The organism is uncultured Amaricoccus sp. (assembly GCF_937858865.1).
Taxonomy (GTDB): Bacteria; Pseudomonadota; Alphaproteobacteria; order Rhodobacterales; family Rhodobacteraceae; genus Amaricoccus.
On sequence record NZ_CALLYO010000056.1, the window covers coordinates 1 to 3,358 of the forward strand.

General features: G+C 71.6%; 4 protein-coding genes. All 4 read right to left on the reverse strand.

Translation table 11 applies throughout. From position 1 onward, the window contains the following. Positions 1 to 160: 160 nt before the first annotated feature. Complete coding sequence (locus Q0112_RS01485; protein WP_297970477.1) at positions 161 to 772, reverse strand: transferase hexapeptide repeat family protein; 612 nt, start codon at positions 770 to 772, stop codon at positions 161 to 163. A 40-nt stretch (positions 773 to 812) separates the two neighbouring features. Next, a complete protein-coding gene (locus Q0112_RS01490) occupies positions 813 to 1,952 on the reverse strand; it encodes a cytochrome c3 family protein (protein WP_297970479.1) in 1,140 nt (379 codons plus the stop codon). 172 nt (positions 1,953 to 2,124) lie between these two features. Further along, positions 2,125 to 2,604: an acyl-CoA thioesterase gene (locus Q0112_RS01495; RefSeq protein ID WP_297970481.1), complete on the reverse strand. Its 480-nt coding sequence runs from the start codon at positions 2,602 to 2,604 to the stop codon at positions 2,125 to 2,127. Between the two features lie 107 nt (positions 2,605 to 2,711). Beyond that, a partial coding sequence (locus tag Q0112_RS01500; protein ID WP_297970482.1) for a TOBE domain-containing protein occupies positions 2,712 to 3,358 on the reverse strand: 647 nt, incomplete at its 5' end.

Genomic DNA, 3,358 nt, shown 5'->3' on the forward strand with positions numbered 1-3,358 from the left:
TCGAGGGCATCAAGGCCGTGCGCTGAGGCGCGGCCGCCCCCTCGGCACGGCCGGAGCCGACGTTAACGATGGTTTCCATCAAAAAAAAAAATTCGATTATCCCGCAAAAACAATACCATGCCAAAGTGGGCACGCGTGCCCACCCCGTGCCCGGCGGCCCTCAGTCGCCGAGCTTCAGCCGCTCGAGGATCAGCGGGTCGTAGTCGGGCGCCCGCACCCGGCGGCGCCCCGGCTCGGGCGCCGGCAGCGGATCGGCCGGGGCGAGCCTCGAGCGCGCCTCGAGCGCCAGCCGCTGGTAGACCCCGGTGCCGCGGGTCTTCCATTCGATCTCCTGGTCCGAGAGCTCGCGCACCACGCGCGCCGGCGAGCCGACCGCGAGGCTCCGGGCCGGGATCTTCCGCCCCGCCGGCACGAAGGCCATCGCCCCGACGATCGCATCCTCCCCCACCTCCGCCTCGTCCATGACGACCGCGTTCATCCCCACCATGGCGTTCCGCCCGATCCGGCAGCCGTGCAGCACCGCCCCGTGCCCGATGTGGCCGGAAGGCTCCACCACCACCCCGAGGTTCGGGAAGGTATGGACGACGCAGGTCTCCTGCACGTTCGCCCCCTGCCCGATCTCGATGCGCCCGAAGTCGCCCCTGAGCACGCACTGCGGCCCGACATAGACCCCGGCCGCCACGATCACGTCGCCGACGACCGTGGCGTCGGGATGCACGAAGGCCCCCGGGTCGATGACCGGCACGATGCCGTCCCAGGACCAGATGCTCATCCCGCCCCCTCCGCCGCCCGCCCGCGATCCCTCGGGTCGCTCAAGGCCGGACCAGCCCCTGCACGTTCGCCTCCGACAGATCGGCCAGCGAATCGTGCATCAGCTGGACGACATAGGGCGCATTATGCGCATAGGCGCCCGGATCCGTCGCGACGAACTGGTAGTTGTAGGCCGCCTTCAGCAGCCGCGGCGTCCAGGAGGCATACTTGTTGGGCATCTTCGCCTCCGCCTCGCCGATCGCGCCGTCCGCATCGGAGTCGTTGAAGAAGTAGGGATGGGCATGCCCGTCATAGCCGATCGCCGCCCCGGCGACCTCCTTCGCATAGCTCTGGATCGCCGCGAGCAGACGCTCGTGCAGATGCCCGACCTCGGCGGCGATGCCCTCGCTCAGGTCGCCGTCGCCGTCGAAATCCACCTTGCCCTTGCGTATCGACGCCAGCGACTTGCGGTCCGTCACGCCGTCATGGCAGGCGGCGCAGGGCTCGGACCTCGGTGTCGTCGTGTGCAGTTCGTGGCACGAAATGCAGGTATTGAAGGGCGCCGCATGGCGGCGCTGCGAGGCATAGCTCCTGCCCGGATACTCGTAGCCGCCGCGCGCCAGCGTCCCCATCAGCGTCGCGCCCGCCGCACGATAGTGGACGTTGATGAACTCGAGCTCCGGGACGACCGCGTCCTCGCCATGCCCGGCCACCGCCGCCGCGACGGAGGCGCCCGACGTGCGGCCCTGGTGGCAGGTCATGCAGCGCGCCTCCGCCCCCAGCCCCTCGACCCGCAGCCCAGAGGGAAAGGTGACGGCGGACATCTGCCGCGTCGTCTCGTTGTGGCAGGCGCCGCAGCCGATCACCGTCCCGACCGGCGCCTTGCGTTCCACCACGCCGGCCGCGCTGCCATCCGCCCCGATGTAGTCGAGGAACCCGGGCGTCGAATGGCACCGGGCGCAGGTCTCCGGGATCTCGCCGTCCTCGTTCCAGTTGTTGAAGGCCCGGGCATCACGCTTGGCATGAGGCGAGCGCGCCCAGTCGTGGAAGAAGGGGACGCGCGAAGCCGGGATCATGACCTCGTCCGCGGCGGGCGGCGCATCCTGCGCGACCGCCGGCAGCGGGCTCAGGATGACCGCGGCGAACAGCATGGCCCACAGGCGGATGGCTGGGAGCCGGAGGGTTCCGGACCTGGCTTTCATCGTGCGTCTCCTCACTCGTTCGATCACCGGCTCGCTCACCGAGCCGGCCAGGCGCGAGGATCGTGACGCGAAGCCGCGTCGTTGAAGCAAGGCTAGTTCCCGAAGGGAGATTCCCGCAAGGCGGCGTCCCGCCGCAGCCGACCGGCCGAGGGCCCGTCCCTCATTCCGTCCCTCATTCCGTCCCTTCTGCCGCCCGCTCGAGCTCGGCCGCGATCTCGCGGCGGAGCCGCCGCCGGACCTCCGCGGCCCGGTGACGGCGCGCCGCGGCGGGCGTCTCGACCACCAGCACGGGAACCGCCGCCGGCCGCCCGGCATCGTCGACCGCGACCATGGTGAAATAGCAGGAGTTGGTATGCCGGACGGCCCCGGTCGGGATGTTCTCCGCCTCGACCCGGATGCCGACCTCCATCGACGTCCGCCCGGCATAGTTGACCGAGGCGCGGAAGGTGACGAGCTCGCCGACGTTGATCGGCTCCTTGAAGGTCACCTGATCGACCGAGAGCGTCACCGCATAGCGCCCCGAGTAGCGCGAGGCGAGCGAGAAGGCCACGCGGTCGAGCAGGTTGAGCAGCGCCCCCCCGTGCACCTTGCCGGAGAAGTTGGCCATGTCCGGCGTCATCAGGACGGTCATCTCGAGACGCCGCGGATCCATCTTCCCTCCCGGCCGCTACCTCAGGCGTCCGACCATAATCCGGCCGGACGCTTGCGCATAGCGTCGCGTTCCGACGCAATGCCATGGATGACACCCCGCGCGGCCCCTCACGATCGCGCGCCGGGGCCGGCCGTGGGCGCGCGTCCCGGCGCGTTCGCCCGGTCGAAGCTCACCGACTTCACCACCGCCCAGAGCGGCCTGCCGGGGGCGAGCGTGAGCGCGGCGACGGTGCGGCGGGTGACCCGGGCGAGCAGCCGGTCGCCGCCGGCGTCGAGCTCGACCAGCGCGTCGGCGCTGCCGGGAGCCTCGGTCAGCGCGCGCACGGTCGCCGGCAGGACGTTGAGCGCGCTGATCCGCTCCGGCGGATCGAGGGCGAGCATCACGTCCCGCGCGCGCAGCCGGGCGCGCAGGCGCGTCCCGACCGGCGCGTCGATGCGCGGGACGTGCCAGACCCCGCCCGCCGAGCGCAGGCGGCTCAGCCCGAAGGCCTCGTCCTGCGCCTCGAGCACCGCCTCGACCAGGGCCGCGGTCTCGTCGCGATCCTCCGGCCCGGCGAGGTCGAGCCGGGCGAAGACGTCCCCCGCCGGCCCGCTCGCCACCACCCGCCCGGCGGAGAGCGCCACGACGTCGGTGGCGAGGCGCGCCACCTCGGCGACGGCGTGGCTCACGTAGACGATCGGGATCTCCGCCTCGTCGCGCAGCCGCTCGATATAGGGCAGGATCTCCGCCTTGCGCGCCTCGTCGAGCGAGGCGA

Excerpts from the sequence above, each read along its gene's own strand:
- Q0112_RS01490 (WP_297970479.1), bottom strand. The coding sequence starts at position 1,952 with ATGAAAGCCAGGTCCGGAACCCTCCGGCTCCCAGCCATCCGCCTGTGG.
- Q0112_RS01485 (WP_297970477.1), bottom strand. The coding sequence starts at position 772 with ATGAGCATCTGGTCCTGGGACGGCATCGTGCCGGTCATCGACCCGGGG.
- Q0112_RS01495 (WP_297970481.1), bottom strand. The coding sequence starts at position 2,604 with ATGGATCCGCGGCGTCTCGAGATGACCGTCCTGATGACGCCGGACATG.